Origin of the sequence: Bacillus sp. MYb78 (assembly GCF_002975115.1) — a bacterium.
Classification (GTDB): domain Bacteria; phylum Bacillota; class Bacilli; order Bacillales; family Bacillaceae_G; genus Bacillus_A; species Bacillus_A cereus.
Genome location: NZ_PCOB01000014.1, coordinates 44956 through 66326, shown reverse-complemented (window position 1 = coordinate 66326; position 21371 = coordinate 44956). Strand labels below are relative to the sequence as shown.

The following is a 21371-nucleotide window of genomic DNA, read 5'->3' as shown; positions in this document are numbered from 1 at the left end:
ATGCGGGATAAACTTTAATTGATAACATGTATAACAATCTTGAATAATAATGTCCTATCAATTTATCATTAAATAAATGTAAAAAATGACCCTATTTATTCATTTTTAATGCGTATGTATGTACATTTGTTAATTTATTCGATATATTATGGGTATTGAATGATTACGTAAAGTGTAAAGGTCGCTTATATAACACCTTATATTTTTATATCCGTGAAAACTACAAAATGTATGAAAATCCATTTGTCAAATGAATTTAGTGCGGAAGGAGGTTTGTGGTTACTTCATAGGGTATAATAATCAGTTTTTTACTGATAAAAATATAGGAGGCGACATAATGTTTCGTACGATTTCAAATTTCATGAGAGTAGCTGAGATAAGAAGGAAAATCCTTTTTACACTAGCGATGTTAATCGTTTTTCGAATTGGCACGTTTATTCCAGTTCCTCATACTAACGCAGAGGTATTAAAAGTACAAGATCAAGCTAACGTTCTAGGTATGTTAAACGTATTTGGTGGAGGAGCATTGCAACATTTCTCAATCTTTGCTGTAGGTATTACACCATATATTACAGCTTCCATCATAGTACAATTACTACAAATGGATGTTATACCTAAGTTTTCGGAATGGGCAAAGCAAGGAGAAATGGGCCGTAAGAAATCAGCTCAATTCACTCGATACTTTACAATCATTCTCGCATTCATACAGGCCATCGGAATGTCTTATGGCTTTAATAATATAGCAGGTGGACAATTAATAACAGATCAAAGCTGGACTACATACTTATTTATTGCGACAGTTTTAACTGCAGGTACTGCATTTTTACTTTGGTTAGGCGAACAAATTACCGCTAACGGAGTTGGTAATGGTATTTCGATGATTATCTTCGCAGGTCTCGTTGCCGCGATTCCAAATGTTGCAAATCAAATTTATTTACAACAATTCCAAAATGCTGGCGATCAGCTATTTATGCACATAATAAAAATTGTTTTAATTGGACTCGTAATTTTAGCGATAGTTGTTGGTGTTATTTACATTCAACAAGCTGTACGTAAAATACCGATCCAATATGCAAAAGCTGTTTCAGGAAACAATCAATATCAAGGAGCAAAAAACACTCATTTACCGCTTAAAGTAAATAGTGCTGGTGTTATACCAGTTATCTTTGCTTCTGCATTTTTAATGACGCCGCGTACAATTGCGCAGCTCTTCCCTGATTCAAGCGTATCAAAATGGTTAGTTGCAAATCTTGATTTCGCACATCCAATTGGAATGACACTTTATGTCGGTCTTATCGTTGCTTTCACATACTTCTACGCATTTATTCAAGTAAATCCTGAACAAATGGCTGAGAATTTGAAAAAGCAAAATGGATATGTTCCTGGTATTCGTCCTGGTAAAGCAACTGAACAATATGTAACTAAAATTTTATACCGTTTAACATTTATTGGTGCAATTTTCTTAGGTGCAATTTCTATATTACCGCTCGTATTCACGAAAATTGCTACGTTACCACCTTCTGCTCAAATTGGTGGTACAAGCTTACTTATCATTGTCGGTGTAGCACTAGAAACTATGAAGACGTTAGAAAGCCAGCTTGTAAAACGTCATTATAAAGGCTTTATTAAAAAAGTGAATTAATTATAAAAAACACACTATATTTTAAAGACATAGTGTGTTTTTTATTTTATATAAATATCGCCATTAATTCTCGATTTTAAAATCCTTATTATTGTGCATGTAAAATACCTTGAAGTACAACTTCTAATCCCCAGCGGAACCTTTCTTCTCCACCAGACAACATATCATCTTTTAAGCTTACAATCATCGGATACTTTACTACATCTAATGTTTCGTACGAAGCACGAATTGCGTCAAGTGTAGTTCCCTTTTCTTTACGTGCTGTTTGTTCAAAGGCGACTGAAGCAGCATATAACAGTAGAATATCTACTCCCCATGCTGATGATTTCCCATTTACTCCTCCTAGGTGTAATTGGTGCAAAATCCGTTCGGTAAGAGCTAACGAATTTGGTCCAATTGGAATTGTCATTAAAGCCAATTCTGCCATTCCAGGGGAATTGAACAAAATTCTGAAATATGAATATACAAGTTCAAATAATTCTTTTTTCCATGTTTCATTTTTGACATCTATTTCTTCAATGTTTCCTAGACCATAATCTAATACAAACGCTCTTAATTCATCAGCATTTTTAACATAAACATATAAAGAAGATGGTCCTGTATCTAGCACTTTTGCAATTTTTCTCATACTAAGGCCTGATATTCCTTCAGACTCCAGGAGGTTATATGCGGTTTTCACAATGATTTCTTTACTCAATGGTTCTTTTGCTGGTCGCGAACGACGGCTATTCGTTGTATTTGTTTTCTCTTCCATAGTTCTCCTTAATTACATCCAGTTTTATTGTTGTCCATGAAGTTGATTCATAAGATTGTACATTTTAATAGCAGCATCTTCTGAAAAACAAATTTCAAGGTTATCATTTGAGATAGCAGCAGATTGTGAAGAATAATCGTACATTTTTCCTTCATAAGTTTTGACTGCTTCGTTCAAATCGTCATACTTTACAATAGCTAGTGCAAGTTCTGCTGCATCACGCATAGCTAGGTTCACACCTTCTCCAGCAAATGGAGACATTAAATGAGCAGCATCACCAATTAAAGTAACACCAGGTGTACTATTCCAAGTTAGCCCCACAGGTAACATATAAATTCGTCTAGGAAAAATTGCACCATCTGCACATCTAATATAATTTTTAAGAGTTTCATCCCAGTCCTCAAAATATTGTAGAAGTTGACTCTTTGCTTCTTCTACATTTTCAAATGGAATCCCACAATTATCAAGCCATTCTTTATTAGTTCTAAAACTTAAGTATACTCGAATACTGTCATCTCCATTTAACTGTGTCAAAATACCTTTTTGATCCGAAAGTGCAAAGACTTTACCACGTCGATTAAACTCCGCTATTCCCGGATGATTTTCCGTGACATTTTGCAAATTCAATTCAATCATACTAATTCCAGTATATTGCGGTGCCGAATCTGTGACAAGTGGGCGAATTTGTGAAAAAGCACCATCTGCCGCTACAACTAAATCCACAATATCTACATGTCCATTTTCAAAATGAAGTTTATGCATACCATTTTCTAGAGAAACGGCTTTTATTAAATTATATCCCCAATGTATACATTCTGAATCAACAGAGTTTAAAAGCAACTCACGCAAAGTACCACGATCAATTTCAGGACGATTCCCGCCAGCTGAATCTGCTTCTTCATCTAAATATATTTTTCCACTTTTATCAAATAATCGAAAATCTTCTCCCTCATATCTAGCAAATTCATAAAATTTCTCTAACAATCCTGCTTCTTTTAGCGCTTCTTGACCAGTATCATGATGGATATCTAATGAACCTCCTTGTTGACGAATCATTGGGGATGTTTCTCTTTCATACACCACACTTTTTAAACCATGTTGTTGTAATATACGAGCTAATGTTAATCCTCCTGGTCCAGCGCCTATAATGGCAATTCTTTTTTTCATATTTTTCGTTCTTTCCATCATTAATCACACCTTACATGTTTTTGAATTACTTGTTCTATTTATAACATAACGAACACTGTTCGTAAAGTACAGTGTTCGTTATTCTCTAAGAAAATTATGGTAACGGCTCCAATAAGAAAAACATGCTACAAATTAGTAATAGCATGTTTTTTGTGTCATCTATTTATTTAAGTTCTCAAAACACTTTAGTCGTTTCTATTTAAAGCTCCTTCTTTAATAGCTTCCCTTGCTTAAAATAAGCTCCAATTGTTGTACGGTTTGCTAAAAATACACCTATCAAAATGAAACAAGCCCCCATTCCCATTGTAGGATTTAAGGGTTCTCCTAATACGATATACCCTACGATAATTGCTATTAACGGTGATACATATAACCACGTCGATGGAAATACTGGGTTTGTTTTTGATAAGAGCCAGTAATATAATCCGTGTCCACCGATCGATCCGATAAATATGAGATATAAAATAGGCCATTGTACACTCCATGAAGTTAATACAGTTACATTTGGTTGTTCTACAATAATAGATGCGATTAGTAGTAAAATCCCTCCATAAAACATTTGAATTCCGTTAATAAGAAATGGTGATACATTTGATAAATCTGAAAGTATTTCTTTCGAACGAATAGAGCCTATTCCGTAAAATAACTCTCCTATAACTAAAACAATACAAGCAATACTCCATATGAAACTTACTTGTTGATGCATTCCTGGTAAAGAAACAAATATAACACCTATCAGTGCAATAACTAAAGCAACGAGTTGTTCCTTTTGTAATTTCTCCCTATTCCTCTTTGCTTGTATTAATAAAATCATCATTGGTCCCGTAGCAGAAAGAACAGCAGCTAATCCCGAAGAAATATATTGTTCTGACCAATATAAACTTGCGAATGTCATAAATGTTAAACAAAATCCAGCATACATAATACGTTTTGAAAATATATGTGGCATAATTTCTTTTCGCTTTAATTTAAAAATAATCATAAGGATTATACCCGCTAAAAAGAAGCGAATTCCTGCTGAAAACAACGGTGGCGCCCCTGCTTCAATTCCAATTTTAATCGTTAAAAATGTTGTCCCGAAAATAATACATACTAAAATGTAATTAAAAATGACCATTTTACTTCCTCCTTTTTACTCTTAAAATGAGTATAGAGGCTATGGTGTATAACAGTGTATCGGTACATATAACAGTTACTTCAAGTTGTAGTTGATTCCCTATATATTTTTCGCTTTAATTAAATTAAAAAGAAAAATAGGTGAACCTATGAAGATTGTATTGCGTAAAGAAACAAACATACCGTATTACAAGCAAATATATATGCAAATTGTTGACAGAATACAAAGTGGTATGCTTTCACATGGTGAATCTCTTCCTTCTTTACGTTGTATGGCCACAGATTTACAAATCAATGTATTAACAGTTCGTAAAGCGTATAAACAGTTAGAAACGAAAGGGTATATACGCATCGAACAAGGAAAAGGTGCTTACATATATAAACGGGTAAAGAAAGATTTCAAACCAATTCCGTATAAATGGCAACAAACGAAAACGATTAATGTTATGCGTTCTCAATATGCAATGAATAAACACCGTAAATATTATGATTTTTCACAAGCAATTCTGTATCCCCGTCTGTTACCAAATCCATTTTTGGCAGACGAAATGCATAAATTGCTAGATAAAAATCCGATGTTGTTAGCAACTTATGGGCCAGTTCAAAGCGATTATGAATTGCGAGTTGAAATAGCAAATTACTTAAATGAACACCAAAAATTAGTGACGGACCCATCTCAATTATTAATTACAAGCGGAGCACAACAAGGAATTGATTTAATTGCTCAAACATTATTAAAACCTGGAGATACTGTATTAGTAGAAAGTCCGTGTTACAGTGCCGCGCTTGATGTTTTCATCAATAAAGGTGTTCAAATCATTCCTGTTTCTCTTGATAATCATGGAGTTTGCTCCGACTTAATTGATGATATTTGTCAAAGTAAAAATCCCGTTTTATTGTATACGAATCCGACCTTCCAAAACCCGACAGGTACAGTAATGAGTAAAGAACGAAGAATGGAACTTATAGAACTAGCGGAGCTATATCAATTTTTTATCATTGAAGATGATTCTTTCGGAGAAATATATTTTGAAGATGCTGTAGTACCACCTCCAATCAAAAGTTTTGATAAGGATGGCCACGTAATATATATAAAAGGATTTAGTAAAACGTTAGCACCAGGATTGCGTATTGCAGCACTTATTGCCGATGGCCCTATTTTTGAATGGCTATATGCAGTGAAAGGTTCAATGGATATCGGTAGTCCTTTATTAACACAAAAGGCACTTCTACCGTTTTTACGTGCGGAACGTATGAAAAATCATTTAGAAAAATTACGAACAGCTTTACAAATGAGACGTGATTTAACAATTGATATATTATCGCCATTAAAAGAACTAAACTTTGAAATACCAAATGGCGGTTTTAATTTATGGGTGACACTGCCTGATTCGATAGATCCCTTTACCTTATTACAAAAAGCAAATGAAGTAGATGTCTCTTTTTTACCAGGAACAGCTTGTCTATTAAATTACGAAACAAATGATAACCAATTAAGAATTAGCTATTCAATGTTAAACGAGAAAGATATGGAAATTGGATTAGAGAAATTATACGATACAATACGAAACAGTATTTATTAGAAGTAATATCACAATAGCCAACAATAAATAATACCTGCAAATGAAAATGTATAGTATGGGATATTATCTATTGTTGAGCTTTTTCGTTATTCAAATCTAGTTACTCTATAAGCTGTAATCTTGATTATCATTCCACTTTAACTACAATCTTTCCTCTAACATGTTGTCCTTCACTCAAAATATGAGCTTCTCGAACTCCTGCTTCATTAAATGGCACCACTTTACTTATGATTGGTTTGATTTTCCCGTTTACAATTAAAGCTGATAATTCTTCTAATTGTTTTCCATTTGGTTTTAGCCATAAAAATCCTGATTTTATTCCTTCTACTTTTTGTAGTGGTTCATGAACAATGGAAACTAGAACACCACCAGGTTTAATAATTCGAAAACTTTTTTCTTGCACTTCGCCACCTATTGTATCTAACACAATATCAAAATCTGATACTAGTTCTTCAAATTTATCTTTTTTATAATCAATAACGAGATCCGCTCCTAAAGACTGTAAAAATTCTTTATTTTTTCTACTAGCAGTCGTGGCAACAAAAGCTCCAAATAATTTTGCGATTTGGATTGCCAAACTTCCAACGCCACCAGCTCCAGCATGAATGAATACACGGTCATTTTCTTTTATTTTTGCGTAATCTACAAGACTTTGCCACGCTGTAAGTCCTGCAAGAGGAATAGAAGCTGCTTCTTCGTAACTAATATTATTAGGCATATGTGATACTAAATCTAATTGTACTGCAATGAATTCAGCATAAGAGCCGCTTCCTATATTTTCAGGTTTCGTAAACACTTTATCTCCTATATTGAAACACTCTACATCTTCTCCAACTTCTTCAATAACTCCAGCTACATCTAATCCTAAAGTGATTGGAAATGAAAAGCGTAACTGTTCTTGTAACTCACCTTTTCTTATTTTCCAATCAACTGGATTAACAGATGTTGCATGAATACGTATTAATACCTCATTATTCTTAACAACCGGTTTTAAAACTTGTCTTTCTTTTAATTCTTCAACACTGCCATATCGATCAATAACAATTGCTTTCATTTCCTCTCCTCCTTACTGTTTATTTTAATAACATACAATTATTTCTCAAAATTTTTTGCCTTGAATTACCATATACTTATTTTTGGGGGTAATTATGCAAAAAGCATTATAAAGTAAAACTTTAATCATTCCTCACCAATCGGGCTCTTACTGCCCGGCAAATAGCGGGATGAATTTCAAAAAGAATCTTACACACATCTTAGAATTATTCAAAACTGTATTATTAATTAAATTCAAAAGAAATGGGGCTAACTTTATGAGTGAAAAGATATTTAAAATAAACGGTATTGATATATGTACAGAAAGCTTCGGTAACTCTAATGATCCCGCTATTTTATTAATTATGGGAGCTACTTGTTCAATGATATATTGGGATGAAGAATTTTGTGAACAGTTGGCGAACACAGGAAAATTTGTTATTCGCTTTGATAATCGCGATGTTGGACGCTCTGTTACATATGAACCTGGCACTTCAAATTATTCAGTAACAGATATGGCTGAAGATGCAATCGGGGTATTAGACGCTTATCATATTGATAAAGCCCATCTTTTTGGTATGTCATTAGGTGGTATGATTGCTCAAATTGCCGCTGTAAAACATCCCGAAAGAATTTTGACGCTAACTTTACTAGCGACTAGTGTAATAGGATCTGATAATAATACTCGCGATTTACCCCCAATGGATGAAAGGATTTTAACACATCATGTAAAGAGCGCAAGTATTGATTGGACAAATAAAAATGATGTGGCAGAGTATTTAGTTTCAGGATCTCGTCTATTATGTGGATCAGAACGAATATTTGATGAAAATAGAGTTTATACACAAGTAAAACAAGAAATAGAACGCGCAAACAATTTATTAAGTATGTTTAATCACGCTTTACTTCAAGGTGATGATGCATATGAAGGTGTACTTCACTCCATACAAGCACCAACATTGGTTATTCATGGAACAGACGATACAGCACTCCCATTTGAACATGGCCTCGCACTAATTGATGAAATTCCAAGCTCAGTATTATTAACTCTTAAAGGGGCAGGTCATGAAAATCATCCAAATGATTGGGAAAGCATAATTACTGCGGTTTCTAAACATACATCTGAAATTTAGACAAACAAATAATTAACAGAAGGGGCACAAATTGTATTGTGCCCCCTTCCATTTACAAACAAAAACCCATCACTGTATTCGTATGTATAGTGATGGGACTTCTTATATTTTTCTATGTTTAAAAAAATGGACAATCTAATTGATCAACAGATTCCCATAATTTTTTTTTTGCATTTTCGGTGGATGTATTTGCTTCTAGTGTCATGTTTTTAAAAGGGTTTACTTCGACTTTTAATAAGGATGAAGGCTCCACATATAATGAGAAAACATGGCTGCTTGGTAAAGCTTTTGAAACGTCAATATCTCCTACTTGTTTAAATAATTGCTGCGCAGCAAAAAAGAAGAAATTAGTTGGATTTGATTGTTTATTCAGCCACGCAAGCATTTCAGGTGATACCGATTTATGAATATTGATTTTTACTCGATCACCACGTTTATATCGCCTAGATCGCATACTTCCACCAACTAACTTATCGTTAAGTTTGTAAATCCTAACTCTTTTTGCTTATGCTCTCTATATTTTGGCGAACAAGTATATACTAATAATCCTCGTGCATTTGTAAATAACGGATTATCTACAAAGATTACATTTTTGAGTCGTCCTTTTTGCTTTAAAATCATTTTTAAACTATTTTTAATAATTACTGCACCCCCGCCATAAATAAACACGTATGGATCGTCTTTCATATCATCAATTTTATTTATAATATCTGTTGCGACACGCGCTGCTAAACCTAATAGTGCCGGCTGTGATTCCTCAACTAATAAGGTATTTCTCGGATGCGTATCATTTAAATAAATTTGATTGAATTCTGTAATACTATCAATCGTCTTAGTTGGATACTTCCGGTTCCATCTCGTAATGATTTGTAGTAACGTCTCTTTTACACCATAAGATAAACCTTTACTTAGTTGCGGACGGAAATTTACCCCTAATGAAACAACTTCTTCTGTCGTCCCTGCACCAATATCAAAAGAGAGTAGAGTTTTATCTACAAAATCAATTTCAGAAACTTGATTTTGCTCACATTCTATTTTATGTTTCACAACATTTCCTTCTTCATCGTATACAATGCCCCATGTCCCAGAAGCACCCTCAGGCAGGCATTTACAATACTCAATTGAAACATTAATTGTCACATCGCGTCCGTTCGGATAATGGAAAATAACCTTATGATTTCCCATATAACGTTTTGCATTTTCAGCAGCTATTTCTTGTGTAATAAGCTGCATAGGAAGAGCGACAGATAAATCATAACGAATATTAATATGGCTAGAAGTTGGACTTTGACGCATAGCGCTTACCGCCAAACCTGATAGTATTGTAATAACCATTAACTCATCCGTTGACTTATTTGATTTCTTCTCTACCTCAGTACCTTTTAATTGATCTTGAATGACTTTTTCTCCAACGATGTATCGTACATTATTAAGCATTAACGATGGCGAACTTATAGTCACATCAATGTGGTTTTCTAATTCAGATAATGAAACATCTACCTCATCTAAGAGTCCTGTCGGCTCACCTATATATAAAGAATAAATACTCGGAATAAAAATAGGGTCTTGCCCTTTCACCATTAACTTCAAACCGTTGTTTCCTGCATCTGCACCAGCTTTTAAAAGTATAGACATAACTACCCCCTAAATTAATCTGACATCCCTTCCAAATATATGCGAGCCCATTCTTTTACATTCAAATGTATTGTAATTTTTTATTTATCATAAAACCAAAATATTGCATACTTACATATTATATGTAAAAAGTATTTGACATGATACTTTTCCAATTTTATACTTATATTTGTAAAGAATTTTTTACAATCGAGGGGGGCAATTATTTATTGAATACTAAAAAAACTATTTTTATAATCATTGTTTTAGCATTAATTGCAATACTAGTACATGGCACATATAAATACATCACTGAAGGTTCTATTTTGGGTGGTACGATTTTTGCTATCTCGTTAATACTTAGTAATTTAATTAATCACATTACTTGGGGAGATCCCCACGGTGTATCAGAAGAAAGTCAAGATGAAATGGGCCAACAAATTACATATAAAAGCTTTAAAATTGCGTATTTTGTGCTTGTAGTTGTAATGTTCCTTTTATTAATCTTCTCCGAAGGATTTTCTATGGGGGCTAATTTAGATGGCGTTAAAAACCTCCCTCTGTTCATCGCAATTTGCTCTTCATTCTTTATTTATCCTATTGTCGAACTCATAGTTGCAAAACAATATAAGTAAAAAGATGAGGTTTTCTACATGTAGAAAACCTCATCTTTTTATATTTACATACTCTCTACAATTGCTTTTAATTTATTCACAGTACGCCAATTCCTAACTGTAGCTGGTGTATGTAACTTCTGAAACTGGTTCATTAATTTAGAATTTCGAATGCTATTTTTGAAAAACAAATAAGCAACCTTCTCATCTATATAGCAATCTTCAAGTTCACTTTTAAATGTAAGCAATTGACTACTTTCCTCTTCAGAAAGTACATTAGCTAAAAAAGCAACATGAACACTTTCTCCTTCTAACAATGAATGAACTTCATACGGACATTGTTTAATAATATTTATAAATTCACCATATGTTCTTAGCATGACTGGAACATCGAAATCAAATTCATTTTTTATTTCAGATTGTATTCGGTCCTTTAGAAAGCTTATATCTTCCTCAGATTCGAACACGATATTACCACTTTGTATATATGTTTTCACTTGTTTTAACCCTATTGATTCAAACACTCGTTTTAAATCAGCCATTTTGATTACTTTATGTCCACCGACATTGATTCCTCTTAGTAATGCAATATAAAGTGTCATATTATTCCCCTCACAATAAAATAAACTTATCAATTGAATCGATTTTCCCACTCATATTTCTCGGATATTTGTTTTAATTCTTCTAACATATCATGAATAGATAATACCTCAAATAAAATAATAGACTCACTTGAAAAATGGTGATGATAATGATTTGGTTTATAATCTTTTAAATCATTTTTATAACTCCAAAATTGCTTGTCTAATTCAGCAATAAGTTTCAAATGTTCCTCATCAATTTCATTACAACGGTTTCTCAATATAGCAATTATAGAATGAATTGTTCGTTGTAATATTTCCCTTTCACTTTGTGACCAGTCACAAGTCTCAATTGACACTCGAGCTAAATTATCTATATGGTAAATGATTTGCTGTAATATATGAAGTTGGTTCTGCATGGTTAAAAAGCTTCTCATTTCCTTCTTTGTATGTTGATGATATTTCCAATCTTTCTGCTCATATTGAACAAATTGTATCGCCTTATGCAATAATACAGTCAATTTAGATAAATCCTGAGCGGTCTCCTTTTTCATACCTTTTCCTGCAACTAATGCAGTAATCCATTCTTCCATAATATTTGCTGTTTTAGCAAATAGATCCTCTGTACATCCAAAAATCGTTTTCGTGTAGTGTGGTGGGAAAATGAAAAAATTCACTAAAGTAGATACTATAATACCAGTAGATGTAGTAGCTAAACGAATTAAAAATGCAGTGAAATAATGATCTGCCGTAATTGGAATCATAGCTACAGCAGTTAAAGTTGCGACTAATGTTCCCGCATGTAACCTTAGTTTTTGACATGTAACGATCGTAAACATCGCAGCTAATGCATAAGAAATTGCTTGATGACCTAAGAAAAATATGAACGTCATGGCATATGCCGATCCAATTGTTGAGGCCGGAAAGCGAATAAGCCCTTTTTTTATTGAGTCTGTTGCAGTTGGTTCAATTGTAACAATTGCTGTTATTACAGCAAAAATAGTTGGAATGTTAAAAAATTCACAAACTAACACTGTAAGAAAAACTGCAATCCCAGTTTTAATCACTCTTCCCCCAACGATATTCCATTTTCTATCTTGATTCATTTTTTATATCCTTCATTTCTGTTTCATTTTATATACATATAATTATATATCACTAAAATAAAAAAACCTACTACGTGAATATTCAAGAGTAAGTTTTCTATCTCATTATTTCATTATAGGTAAATGCATTATTATTTGTTGGCCAATTGGTCCCATTCTTCTAAAACCTTTATCTTCGAAGCCGACTTTTGCATATAAATTTTGTGCAGGAATATTTCTTTCATTCACAGCAAGTACAACTTCATTTTTTATTGGAAAATAGCGTTTTACAAACTCTTCTAATAATAACAATGACTTTTTAGCGAATCCTTTTCTTTGTCTATTGTGATTAATAGAAAATGACGTTAAAAGTAAAGCATCCTCATTATCTGTGAACTCCTTTACTCTATCTCCCGTTTCCAATGCGAAAAGACCCACCGGTACCCCATTGTAATCTAAAATAACAATCACATTTTTTGTACGATTACTTTTTGCTTTTTCCAGTAATGCGCTTGGATCTGCTGTAAACTGAACTTGTTCACTTGGTAAAGTAAATGTTTGTATAACTTCTTTATATTTCTCCTTATACGGAACTAATTGAATTTCCCCTGTGTGTATGTTCATGCTAAACTCTCCCATTTTTTAGCTTATTAACTTATACCTTGCTGTGCTTTTGAATGCACTCTTCCATCTAAAAAGGTAATTTCAACAAATGAATTTGGATTGTTTCCTTTCCAAGCAAAAATTTGTTTAATTTGTGTAGAATGTTCTATCCCTTCTTCTATAAGTAAATCCCCTTCAAAACCAATTAAATCTTTCACTTCTGTATAAGTCATTCCTTCATTTATGTTCGAGAAATGATTTATATTGATAGATTCTTTCTGTTGCCTTTCCATCACAGTAGAAGAAGTTGCTGTTTGATTTTTCACTTCTTTTCTCTTTTCACACGCTGTCATACTGAAACCTAAGCATAAACTAAACAATATACATGCGCTTTTTTTCATCATAACAGTTGTCCCTCCCATCATAATTAAACCATATATTCCCTTAAAAATAAACTGAATATTTAATATTATACTTAAAAACCTCGCACAATTAAGTACGAGGCTAATTTCATTTATTCAAATGATTATTTGATTGATCATCCTGTTCTTTTCTTAACTCTTGTTCTTCATCTTTTGGTAATTGTTTATCATTATCTTTAATTGGATTCGTTTCTCGATTTTCAATCATATCATTTGGAACTTGTGGCATTACTCGTCCCACAATAGCCGCTAATTCATCTAGTATACCTTCACCTGTTTTTCCTTTTTTAATTTGCTTTCCGATTTGTTTGAGGCGTTCATACGTATCAACATCTGCTACAACGACTGCATTAGCACCGTCAGGGTCATTTTTTAAACTTTCTGCAACAGAATATTTAATTGATTCAACACGAGTTCGATCAAGTTTTGCTTTTACGTCTATACCTACAATAGCATATTTTCCAACAACGACCGCTGTCGCATCATTCACACCTGGCACACTTGCTGCTAAAGATGCTAAATGATCTGCCGCTTTTTCATTTGGCTTATTTGATTTATTCGTATAATTAACATTTTTCATTGAAACATTTTTTTGTTCCGGCTTTTCGTTTGGGTTTTCTTTTGTTCCAATACTGCATCCAGTTATAACGAAGCAAAGCATTAATATATATATTAGAGTTTTCATTATTTTCACCACTTCACTTTTAAGGTTTAATCATAAATTTTTTCAACAGCTTGCATTTTCTTTACCTTTTCCTCGACCCCGCTATTAGCATTAATGAATATTTGGTACGTATCTTTTCCTAAAGTACCTACAAATTCATAGCAAAGTACTTCATTATGCAAATCATTAACTACTACAGCTTTACGTTCTTCCATTACTTTTACATCCGGATTGATTTTCTTTCTTGCTTCTGCTGCAGTTAGCTTTGCCGATGGAACTGTTCGTTTTTGATGTGACGCTAAATATTCTTTTGCGGAGAACCCTACGATAGAACCGTCATCTAAAGCAATTTTCATTTGGATTGCTTCTGGATAAATTCGTACTCCATTTTCATTTACTACATACGTAAATACACCAACATTATCATATTGTGAGCTATCATAAAGCTCCATATTATTAAACTTATGGTCCTTTAAAAATTTTAAACCTTTACTACCTGCATCGTTTAAACTAACTTTCTGTTCTTTAATTTCGCGGTTATTCATAACCCAAATTGGATATCCGCCTTTTCCGGTAATATCCATATAGAACTCATTGTTCGTTGCTTCATCTTTAATTTTCACACTATAGAAGGATTCTTTCGCACCTTTTCCACTTTTCTCTACATCTACTTTTTCATTTCCTTTTAAATTCAAAAACGATTTGGCAATTTTCGCCGCTTCATCTTTAGAAATTGCCTTTCCTTCCGCTTCAAATCCGCCTTTTTTATTTTTTTGCGCACTTGTAAAGGTCGGTCCGAAGTTTGTAGAAGAATATGATGTTACGTTTTTCTCTACAGTTTTCAATCCATCAATAATTGTGTTATCTGCTGGATCACGATTTGATGCAAGTGCCATTTCTACATCCATCCAGCGTAAATTATTTTTCAAAACAAGATGTTGTACTTTTCTTAGTTCATCTTGTATATTTCCTGCATTTGAATATAAAGTTTGTAGCGTTTTATATTCTTGCTCATTTAACGGCTCTTTTTCTAAATCACGAATGGCTGCACGGTAACTGAAATCACCGATATTCGCTAAAAATTCTTCCGTTTTATTAAATGGCATTAATGTTAAAGGAAGTTGTCCTACATCTGAGCGAGCTTCAGATGTTAAACGCCATACATCCGCTAATGCAGGTGATAAAGATGATCGTGAATTCATCGCAAGTGTTGTGCCAATTTTATCGTGTAATAAATCGACTTCGTATGCTAAATCATGGAATGCACGTTGATAGCTATTTTCCGCTCGAATTAAAACCGCATTTTTCTCTTGGTGCTCTTTATAGCCCCAATAGCCTGTTCCTACTACACCGACTGTTAATAATACAATGATAATACCTCGTAACATTGTCCCACCTCCGCTCTATTTACAGAAAATATGTTTACCGATTTTTTTAATTTGTGGACGAGTCCAAATCCATTTACTAGTCGCAGTATCTGGATTAAAATAATATAAAGCATTTCCTGTTGGATCCCATCCGTTAATCGCATCTAAAACTGCTTTTTTTGCTGTTTCATTTGGCGTTAAATATATTTGTCCATCGGCTACTGCTGTAAATGCTCTAGGCTCAAAGATTACACCTGAAACAGTATTTGGGAATGACGCACTTGTAACACGATTCAAAATAACGGCAGCTACTGCAACTTGTCCTAAATACGGTTCACCACGTGATTCTCCGTATACTGCGTTTGCCATAAGCTGAATATCATTTTGAGAATAACCGTTCGGAACATTTGTCCCTTTATTTTGAGGTGGTTTATTCTCTTGGGCAGTTCCGCCGCTATTTCCTTTATTCGTTGTCGTCCCTTTATTAGCAGTTGACTTGTCATACTTCGTTGCCTTCACGAGCATTTGCTTCGTTTTAGCTCCAGCTAAACCATCAACGGGTAATCCGAATTTCTCTTGAAAATTCCGAAGTGCCCAGTATGTACCCCATCCGAAAACACCATCCACTTTTCCCGTATAAAATCCGTTATATTTCAAACGAGATTGCAGTTCAATGACATCTTCGCCAGATGCTCCTCTTTGAATAACTTGATTAGAAAAAGCTTCTACATTCTTTAGTTGTATACTACTGACCATTAAAGACAGTCCTATGAACGCAAGTAAAACTGCTATTTTAAAAATAGCTTTTTGGCGCATAATTTTCCCTCCTTAATTACGGAAATGATTTCTTGGTTATGTTTTGTAAAAGCCTCGCTTTTATGTAAAGAAGACAAAAAAATCCAAACTAATATCGTTGAAAAAATATGTAAACAATATAAAAAAAGGATAAAAGGAGTTCATCATGAAGAAATCGTTAAAACGTGTCGCACTCGTCATTCTGTTCCTAACAACATGTTCAAATATATATACAGGCTCATCAATTGTTCATGCGCAGCCGCCGTATGCCAAATGGGGTAAACTTGCCGTAGAAAAGACGAAAGAACAATACCCAAAAGCAGAAATTATTGACTATCTTCATATAGGTAGAAAACCAAAAACAGTTCAAATAACTGTTGAAAAATTTAAATTGTGGTTACGTGAAGATGGAAAAGAATATGGTGTTTTTGTTGATGTAGAATTTGAAACGAAGACGGAGAAATTTATAAAGTTGTCGTTTCAGAAGACGAGTAGATAAAGTGAAACTTTAATCAGCCCTCACCAATCGGGCTGCCCGTTAATGCGGGATAAAATGAAACCCTACTGTTAAAAATGGAAACAGTGGGGTTCCTTGCATTTCTAAAATTCTTTCCTAAAGTTTCGATTCCCTAAAAATCTTACCAATATACAAATAGCGCCAATTACTACAGCTATCCCTATACTATATAAAAGTACTTTACCATATCCACTTATTCTCGGATCTAAAAACGGATATGGATACCAATTCACGATTGGACCACGTATTAAGCTATATACAACGTAAAAACACGGGAATAAGAGCCAACTTGCAGCTTGTTTCCAAGTGATTTTCTTAATAGGTGGATTTAAAATCCAATCTAAAAGCATTGCAATCGGCATGATATAATGTAGCACAGTATTTACCCATGGTATTGCCGTTTGAAGTGACTCTTCTAACCCTCTTAGTAACAAAAAATAAACGAGTCCTGTCGTAAGTATGTATACCGTTGCCGCACCACGAAGTATACTAAACTGTTCTGAGCGACCAAATGTAGCTGTTCCGATACTGCTTAAAAGGAGAATACATGCAACTAAAATATTACTTTCAATGGTGAAGAAACTAAAAAAGTTAACTGGATTAAACGGCTTCACTTGTGCCCTAATTATGAATTGCGTAACAATGGCGCTACACACTAGAAGACTTAAACATAATCTAAATAAAGATAAAATTTTTTCATCCTTCATACATTCCCTCCTTTTCTTATATATAATTAGAATTTCCCTGTACATGCTCAATAAATAGTTTTAATGGAACAAGCCCACGTTTTGGCATATGACTACTTATAATAGCTACTATTTCTAACTGAGGAATGATAACGATGTATTGTCCGCCGTATCCCATAGCAAAATATATACAATACGGTATGTGAAATCTTCCGTTATGTAATACCCACCAGTGATATCCATATGCACCGACATGTTCATATGTTTCAAATAGAGCCCTACTTGACTCTTCTAACCATTTCGCTGATACAATTTCTTTTTCATTCCAATATCCATTTTGCAAAAATAACTTTCCTAATTTTAATAAATCGGTAGATTTCATTTTCATACCGAAGCCGCCGACATATATACCTTGCGGATCTTGTTGCCACTCGTATTCGTTAATTTCTAATGGATCAAATAAATATTTCTTTGCAAACCGCTCTGTCGACATTCCAGTAGCTTCTTGAATAATATAGCTCAGTAAATGAGAAGAACCTGAATTATAATTCATTTTTGTAGCGGGTTCTTCAATTATTGGCTTTTCTAATATGTACTGCACCCAGTTCTCTGATTCTACAAAGTCATTTGGGAATACTACTCCATTTCCAAACTCTTTCCAATCCTCACCAGTAGTCATTGTTAATAAGTGATAAAGCGTCAAATCATGTTTTTCTCCAGGTACATTTTCAATCCACTCTGTAATCGGTGTATGTATATCATTTATATAGCTCTTATCAAGAGCAATACCAATTAATAAAGATACAATACTTTTTGTAATCGAATTTATTTTATATAAGTTATTTGCACATTCAGGTGTTTTATAGTACTCAGTTGTTAATTCCCCTTTTTGATAAACAAGAAATGTATTCACTTTTTTCTTTTCGAATTTATTTTCTAGTTGCTTGAAATCCAAAAACTTTACCTCCATTTAAATAGTTACTCCATTTATTATATCTTGTTCCTTCATTTTAAACATAATTGTGCTCAAATAAAAATAAACCTGTCAGCCATAATGAACTGACAGGTTTATTTTTATAATTTCGTACGAACATTCCAAAGCTCTGGGAAGAATTGTTGATCAAGTACTCGTTTTAAATAAGAAACACCGGAGGATCCACCTGTTCCCATTTTATGTCCAATAATTCTTTCTACTGTTTTCATATGACGGAAACGCCATTGTTGTAGCCAGTCTTCAATATCAATCAATTTTTCAGCAAGCTGATATAAATTCCAATATTTTTTCACATCCGCATACACTTCCAACCATGCTGCTTCTACTGTTGCATCTTCTTCATAAGGCTGCGTAATATCACGGTTTAACACATCTTTATGAATAGGGAATCCTTCTTTTACTAATGCTTGAATCGCGACATCATATAGACTTGGTGCATGTAGCGCTTTATGAAGTCGTGCATGTAATTCTGGATCCTTTTCATAAATTTTTAATGCGTGTGGCGTTTTATAGCCAAGTGCATACTCAATCATACGATATTGATACGATTGAAAACCTGAAGCTTGACCGAGTGAATCACGAAACTCAATATATTCTGATGGTGTTAATGTCGCAAGAATATCCCAAGATTGAATAATTTGAGACTGAATTTTTGATACACGTGCTAACATTTTAAAAGCTGGTTGTAATTTATCTTGTTTAATAGATTCAATCGCCGCATTTAGCTCATGTAAAATGAGCTTCATCCAAAGCTCACTTGCTTGGTGAATAACGATAAATAACATTTCATCATGATGGTCCGATAATCTTTTTTGAGAAGATAGTAAACTATCTAATTGTAAATACTCCCCATACGTCATATTCTCTTTAAAATCCGTATGAATCCCTTTTTCCATAATTACTTTTTCATTTTCTTTCATATTAGCCAAACGCCCCTTTTATATGATTCTACTTATATTGGTCTAATAACGGCTCGAACTGGACTTCCATCTGCATCAGTTAATGCAAGTGGTAATGCAATAAGTTCATAATCACCGTCTGCTACATGATCTAGTACGACATTTTCTAAAATATGAATTCCATGTTTAAATAATTGATGATGCGCTGCTAATTCTTTATCATCTAGCGGATCAACTGATGGTACATCTACTCCGATTAAACGAATACCTTTCTCTGAAAGAAACGACGCTATGTCTGCACGTAAATGAGGGATCACCTCTGGAAATTCTTCAGCTTTTCCATGTGAAGATGTACGTAATAATAATCGTTCTACACCTTCTAAATGAAAGCTTTCTAATTCCTTTTTCCCGATGCTTTCAAGATTAGAAACGTCAATAATCCGTGCTGGGCCAACATAAACTTGAACATCTAAATCTAATACTTTCTTTCCATCATTATCAAAATGAAATGGTGCATCAATATGAGTGCCTGTATGAATACTCATCGTTAACTTTCCGACATTTACTGAGCCACTTTCTTCTTTTGACCATGAAACTTCATACGAGAACGGTGTGTCTCCTGGCCACGTTGCAATATTATTATTTAGCGGTTGTGAAATATCAATCCACTCTGATGTTTTCATATTTATGCCACAACCTCTCGCTTATTTTCAAACTGCTTATACTCTTCATTTTTCATAATTTTCTTTAATATTTGTACAGATTTCCACACTTCTTCGTATGTGTTATATAAAGCGACCGGCGCAAGTCTCACCCCATTTGGCGCCCTAAAATCTGGAATTACTCCATTTACTTTTAGTGCTTTACATATACGTGCTGCTTCTGCATGCTCTAAATAAATGTGCCCACCTCGTTTTTCATCCTCTAATGGATTTCCAATTGTAAATTCGAAATCTTTTAATTCATGTCCAATTAAATTCAGCATGTATCTCGTAATATGTAAAGATTTCTCACGTAAACGTTCAATACCAGCATCTTTGAAAATTTCAAGTGAACCAATTAATGCTGCTGTACTTAATACGTGCGGTGTACCAATTTGATAAGCACCTGCATGATCAGCAGCTGTTAATGTATGCTCCATATCAAACTGTTTATCTTTTCTAGAACTAAACCATCCAGACAATCCTGGCAGTCTATTAAAATGTTTACTATTTACATAAAGGCCTGCAACACTACCTGGTCCTGCATTTAAATATTTATAATTGCACCAAACAGCAAAATCGACATCCCAATCTTTGAAATGATGCGGAATAGATCCTATTGAATGGCATAAATCAAATCCGATATGAATGCCGCGTTTATGAGCTTCCGTTGTTAAACGTTTCATATCCAGAATTTGACCACTTCTATATAAAACAGAAGGTAATAAAATTAAAGCGATATCATCTTCCATCGCATAAATAATATCTTCTTCAGAAAGTGTTCTACCATCTCGGCTTTTCACTCTTACTAGATGTTCATTTGGGTCTAATCCTTTTAGACGAATTTGACTTTGAAGTGCATAAATATCTGACGGGAAAGTTAATTCATCCGCAAGTATTTTTGTACGTATTCCTTTTGGTTCATAAAACGTCGCAATAACTTGGTGTATATTCGTAGTCGTAGAACCGGTTACAATAGTTTCTTCGGGTAAAGCTCCAATAAGAGGGGCTGTAAGTTTACCTAATTTCTCTGAAAGGAAAAACCACGGGTGCTCACCTTCTGTCCAGCCGTCAATGCCATACTCTTTCCAAGATTCTAGCAACGTAAGTAATGATTTCTCTGCTCTTTTTGAAAGTAGCCCTAATGAGTTTCCATCTAAATATATAGTACCTTCTTTTTTATAGAATTCAGTTTGAAAATCTTTCAGTTCATCATGTTTATCACATTCAAGCGCATACTCATAAGTTGGTTGAAATGGTTCTTTATACATGGTGTCACCTTCTCTTAATTTTCTTTTTATTCTAACTAATTGAAATATATCACCATAATTGATACAACGTCAATGATATTGTGTCAGTTGACTTTATATATGAACTTCTT

The 21371-nt window shown here is 33.7% G+C and carries 23 protein-coding genes; 5 read left to right on the top strand and 18 right to left on the bottom strand.

Translation table 11 applies throughout. The features are described 5' to 3' along the window. Positions 1–337: 337 nt before the first annotated feature. Positions 338–1642, top strand: a complete 1305-nt coding sequence (gene secY / locus CQ064_RS22695) for a preprotein translocase subunit SecY (RefSeq protein ID WP_000490135.1) — start codon at positions 338–340, stop codon at positions 1640–1642. Positions 1643–1730: 88 nt separating this feature from the next. On the opposite strand, the gene CQ064_RS22690 is transcribed toward secY, so the two are convergent. From CQ064_RS22690 to CQ064_RS22680, 3 genes are all read right to left on the bottom strand, one after another. After that, on the bottom strand, positions 1731–2396 hold the full coding sequence (locus tag CQ064_RS22690; protein WP_000391640.1) for a TetR/AcrR family transcriptional regulator: 666 nt from the start codon (positions 2394–2396) through the stop codon (positions 1731–1733). A gap of 24 nt (positions 2397–2420) precedes the next feature. Further along, positions 2421–3584 carry an FAD-dependent oxidoreductase gene (locus tag CQ064_RS22685; protein ID WP_003270701.1) on the bottom strand — a complete coding sequence of 388 codons (1164 nt, stop codon included), beginning with the start codon at positions 3582–3584 and terminating at the stop codon, positions 2421–2423. A 199-nt stretch (positions 3585–3783) separates the two neighbouring features. Further along, complete coding sequence (locus CQ064_RS22680; protein WP_000234338.1) at positions 3784–4701, bottom strand: DMT family transporter; 918 nt, start codon at positions 4699–4701, stop codon at positions 3784–3786. Between the two features lie 148 nt (positions 4702–4849). Between CQ064_RS22680 and pdxR the strand changes: the two genes are divergently transcribed. Continuing rightward, entirely contained in the window at positions 4850–6283 is a 1434-nt protein-coding gene (pdxR, locus tag CQ064_RS22675) for a MocR-like pyridoxine biosynthesis transcription factor PdxR (RefSeq protein ID WP_000706796.1), read from the top strand. A gap of 127 nt (positions 6284–6410) precedes the next feature. Here the strand turns inward: pdxR and CQ064_RS22670 are convergent, their stop codons facing one another. Continuing rightward, positions 6411–7337 (bottom strand): NADP-dependent oxidoreductase, encoded by a 927-nt coding sequence (locus CQ064_RS22670; protein WP_000644578.1) that lies wholly within the window; start codon positions 7335–7337, stop codon positions 6411–6413. Between the two features lie 256 nt (positions 7338–7593). Between CQ064_RS22670 and mleBCA the strand changes: the two genes are divergently transcribed. Further along, a complete protein-coding gene (gene mleBCA / locus CQ064_RS22665; protein WP_001290786.1) occupies positions 7594–8448 on the top strand; it encodes a BCA family alpha/beta fold macrolide esterase in 855 nt (284 codons plus the stop codon). 118 nt (positions 8449–8566) lie between these two features. Here mleBCA and CQ064_RS22660 read toward each other — a convergent pair whose 3' ends face one another. Both CQ064_RS22660 and CQ064_RS22655 read right to left on the bottom strand, forming a co-directional pair. After that, positions 8567–8902 (bottom strand): hypothetical protein, encoded by a 336-nt coding sequence (locus tag CQ064_RS22660; RefSeq protein ID WP_001257761.1) that lies wholly within the window; start codon positions 8900–8902, stop codon positions 8567–8569. An 11-nt stretch (positions 8903–8913) separates the two neighbouring features. Further along, on the bottom strand, positions 8914–10083 hold the full coding sequence (locus CQ064_RS22655) for a ParM/StbA family protein (RefSeq protein WP_000025623.1): 1170 nt from the start codon (positions 10081–10083) through the stop codon (positions 8914–8916). Positions 10084–10292: 209 nt separating this feature from the next. Here CQ064_RS22655 and CQ064_RS22650 point away from each other — a divergent pair, with 209 nt between their 5' ends. After that, positions 10293–10697: a hypothetical protein gene (locus tag CQ064_RS22650; RefSeq protein WP_001093141.1), complete on the top strand. Its 405-nt coding sequence runs from the start codon at positions 10293–10295 to the stop codon at positions 10695–10697. A 44-nt stretch (positions 10698–10741) separates the two neighbouring features. Here CQ064_RS22650 and CQ064_RS22645 read toward each other — a convergent pair whose 3' ends face one another. The 7 genes from CQ064_RS22645 to sleB form a co-directional block, all read right to left on the bottom strand. Next, a complete protein-coding gene (locus CQ064_RS22645; RefSeq protein WP_000177386.1) occupies positions 10742–11278 on the bottom strand; it encodes a DUF1697 domain-containing protein in 537 nt (178 codons plus the stop codon). A gap of 29 nt (positions 11279–11307) precedes the next feature. Beyond that, positions 11308–12363, bottom strand: a complete 1056-nt coding sequence (locus tag CQ064_RS22640) for an aromatic acid exporter family protein (RefSeq protein WP_001070831.1) — start codon at positions 12361–12363, stop codon at positions 11308–11310. Positions 12364–12468: 105 nt separating this feature from the next. Next, positions 12469–12981, bottom strand: coding sequence for a GNAT family N-acetyltransferase (locus CQ064_RS22635; protein WP_003270739.1), 513 nt, complete (start codon positions 12979–12981; stop codon positions 12469–12471). A gap of 11 nt (positions 12982–12992) precedes the next feature. After that, entirely contained in the window at positions 12993–13349 is a 357-nt protein-coding gene (locus tag CQ064_RS22630) for a hypothetical protein (RefSeq protein ID WP_000976439.1), read from the bottom strand. Between the two features lie 106 nt (positions 13350–13455). Further along, positions 13456–14052, bottom strand: coding sequence for a YhcN/YlaJ family sporulation lipoprotein (locus CQ064_RS22625; protein ID WP_000854060.1), 597 nt, complete (start codon positions 14050–14052; stop codon positions 13456–13458). A 26-nt stretch (positions 14053–14078) separates the two neighbouring features. Then, positions 14079–15419, bottom strand: coding sequence for a germination protein YpeB (gene ypeB, locus CQ064_RS22620; RefSeq protein ID WP_000943728.1), 1341 nt, complete (start codon positions 15417–15419; stop codon positions 14079–14081). A 15-nt stretch (positions 15420–15434) separates the two neighbouring features. Then, positions 15435–16214, bottom strand: a complete 780-nt coding sequence (gene sleB / locus CQ064_RS22615) for a spore cortex-lytic enzyme (protein ID WP_001249053.1) — start codon at positions 16212–16214, stop codon at positions 15435–15437. Positions 16215–16359: 145 nt separating this feature from the next. On the opposite strand from sleB, the gene CQ064_RS22610 reads away from it, so the two are divergent. After that, positions 16360–16692: a DUF3889 domain-containing protein gene (locus CQ064_RS22610; protein WP_000749154.1), complete on the top strand. Its 333-nt coding sequence runs from the start codon at positions 16360–16362 to the stop codon at positions 16690–16692. Between the two features lie 101 nt (positions 16693–16793). Here CQ064_RS22610 and CQ064_RS22605 read toward each other — a convergent pair whose 3' ends face one another. The 5 genes from CQ064_RS22605 to kynU form a co-directional block, all read right to left on the bottom strand. Then, a complete protein-coding gene (locus tag CQ064_RS22605) occupies positions 16794–17417 on the bottom strand; it encodes a Pr6Pr family membrane protein (RefSeq protein ID WP_000650962.1) in 624 nt (207 codons plus the stop codon). A gap of 16 nt (positions 17418–17433) precedes the next feature. Beyond that, positions 17434–18351: a serine hydrolase domain-containing protein gene (locus CQ064_RS22600; RefSeq protein ID WP_000346256.1), complete on the bottom strand. Its 918-nt coding sequence runs from the start codon at positions 18349–18351 to the stop codon at positions 17434–17436. A 119-nt stretch (positions 18352–18470) separates the two neighbouring features. Further along, positions 18471–19310, bottom strand: a complete 840-nt coding sequence (kynA, locus tag CQ064_RS22595; RefSeq protein ID WP_000661957.1) for a tryptophan 2,3-dioxygenase — start codon at positions 19308–19310, stop codon at positions 18471–18473. A gap of 32 nt (positions 19311–19342) precedes the next feature. Then, positions 19343–19972 (bottom strand): arylformamidase, encoded by a 630-nt coding sequence (kynB, locus tag CQ064_RS22590; RefSeq protein WP_000858074.1) that lies wholly within the window; start codon positions 19970–19972, stop codon positions 19343–19345. Between the two features lie 2 nt (positions 19973–19974). Next, positions 19975–21261 (bottom strand): kynureninase, encoded by a 1287-nt coding sequence (gene kynU, locus CQ064_RS22585; protein ID WP_000276304.1) that lies wholly within the window; start codon positions 21259–21261, stop codon positions 19975–19977. Between the last annotated feature and the right edge of the window lie 110 nt (positions 21262–21371).

What these genes read in the sequence shown, in the direction of transcription:
- CQ064_RS22625 (WP_000854060.1), bottom strand. Translation starts at nt 14,052, where the DNA reads ATGAAAACTCTAATATATATATTAATGCTTTGCTTCGTTATAACTGGA.
- CQ064_RS22655 (WP_000025623.1), bottom strand. Translation starts at nt 10,083, where the DNA reads ATGTCTATACTTTTAAAAGCTGGTGCAGATGCAGGAAACAACGGTTTG.
- CQ064_RS22635 (WP_003270739.1), bottom strand. Translation starts at nt 12,981, where the DNA reads ATGGGAGAGTTTAGCATGAACATACACACAGGGGAAATTCAATTAGTT.
- CQ064_RS22610 (WP_000749154.1), top strand. Translation starts at nt 16,360, where the DNA reads ATGAAGAAATCGTTAAAACGTGTCGCACTCGTCATTCTGTTCCTAACA.
- CQ064_RS22605 (WP_000650962.1), bottom strand. Translation starts at nt 17,417, where the DNA reads ATGAAGGATGAAAAAATTTTATCTTTATTTAGATTATGTTTAAGTCTT.
- CQ064_RS22660 (WP_001257761.1), bottom strand. Translation starts at nt 8,902, where the DNA reads ATGCGATCTAGGCGATATAAACGTGGTGATCGAGTAAAAATCAATATT.
- CQ064_RS22680 (WP_000234338.1), bottom strand. Translation starts at nt 4,701, where the DNA reads ATGGTCATTTTTAATTACATTTTAGTATGTATTATTTTCGGGACAACA.
- mleBCA (WP_001290786.1), top strand. Translation starts at nt 7,594, where the DNA reads ATGAGTGAAAAGATATTTAAAATAAACGGTATTGATATATGTACAGAA.
- kynB (WP_000858074.1), bottom strand. Translation starts at nt 19,972, where the DNA reads ATGAAAACATCAGAGTGGATTGATATTTCACAACCGCTAAATAATAAT.
- secY (WP_000490135.1), top strand. Translation starts at nt 338, where the DNA reads ATGTTTCGTACGATTTCAAATTTCATGAGAGTAGCTGAGATAAGAAGG.
- sleB (WP_001249053.1), bottom strand. Translation starts at nt 16,214, where the DNA reads ATGCGCCAAAAAGCTATTTTTAAAATAGCAGTTTTACTTGCGTTCATA.
- kynU (WP_000276304.1), bottom strand. Translation starts at nt 21,261, where the DNA reads ATGTATAAAGAACCATTTCAACCAACTTATGAGTATGCGCTTGAATGT.
- CQ064_RS22685 (WP_003270701.1), bottom strand. Translation starts at nt 3,584, where the DNA reads ATGATGGAAAGAACGAAAAATATGAAAAAAAGAATTGCCATTATAGGC.
- CQ064_RS22670 (WP_000644578.1), bottom strand. Translation starts at nt 7,337, where the DNA reads ATGAAAGCAATTGTTATTGATCGATATGGCAGTGTTGAAGAATTAAAA.
- CQ064_RS22690 (WP_000391640.1), bottom strand. Translation starts at nt 2,396, where the DNA reads ATGGAAGAGAAAACAAATACAACGAATAGCCGTCGTTCGCGACCAGCA.
- ypeB (WP_000943728.1), bottom strand. Translation starts at nt 15,419, where the DNA reads ATGTTACGAGGTATTATCATTGTATTATTAACAGTCGGTGTAGTAGGA.
- CQ064_RS22640 (WP_001070831.1), bottom strand. Translation starts at nt 12,363, where the DNA reads ATGAATCAAGATAGAAAATGGAATATCGTTGGGGGAAGAGTGATTAAA.
- CQ064_RS22630 (WP_000976439.1), bottom strand. Translation starts at nt 13,349, where the DNA reads ATGATGAAAAAAAGCGCATGTATATTGTTTAGTTTATGCTTAGGTTTC.
- CQ064_RS22645 (WP_000177386.1), bottom strand. Translation starts at nt 11,278, where the DNA reads ATGACACTTTATATTGCATTACTAAGAGGAATCAATGTCGGTGGACAT.
- kynA (WP_000661957.1), bottom strand. Translation starts at nt 19,310, where the DNA reads ATGAAAGAAAATGAAAAAGTAATTATGGAAAAAGGGATTCATACGGAT.
- pdxR (WP_000706796.1), top strand. Translation starts at nt 4,850, where the DNA reads ATGAAGATTGTATTGCGTAAAGAAACAAACATACCGTATTACAAGCAA.